Below are 609 nucleotides of genomic sequence, written 5' to 3'. Positions count from 1 at the left end.
GTATCGAGGTTGATGAAAAAGAGTGGGGCATATTGAAAGAAACGGCTATAGCGATACTGGTCGAAAACAGCCAACGATCTGTCCAAGGGGCTGGTGAGTTAGAACCGGAAACCATTTAAAACCGCAATCTACTTCCATTGTTTTCTAGGGACATTGTTTTCTAGGAACCAATTGGAAACTTAGTGACGCTGTCACTCATATAGGCGTGATTTATAACCAAAGAGCTTAATGTCCCCTCTCAGCATTAGGCTCTTTTTCTTTTCTAACAGTATTAAACCTTTTAGCCAAACATTTTTCTGATGAATGTATTGAGGCGTTAACCCCGCATTAACCCTGCTTACTTTATCTTTGGCGCATCTAAGTGGGAGAGAGCGCCAATGACGTTTCGATATTCAGTGCTTGCGATAATGTTATCCGGTCTTATGGGTTGTGCGACAACCGGTGAGACGGACTTTTCATCACAAGCCACACAGCAACAAAATGAGTCTATTCAGCAACTGCTTGAACGAGTAGAAGCCAATGAAAATAGCCAAGTAGAGCAGCAAACCAACCTTATTACCGATCTGGTTAATGTACCGGAGCTGGATACGTATTTACCAACGGCTATGA

At 42.7% G+C, this 609-nt stretch carries 1 pseudogene; it reads left to right on the top strand.

Going from position 1 to position 609, the window contains the following annotated elements:
• Positions 1 to 377: 377 nt before the first annotated feature.
• Positions 378 to 609, top strand: a pseudogene (locus KIV40_RS30350) (TolC family protein); the annotation flags it as partial.

The sequence above is a fragment of the Vibrio sp. D173a genome (assembly GCF_030248475.1).
This window is presented reverse-complemented; position numbering and strand designations above follow the sequence as displayed.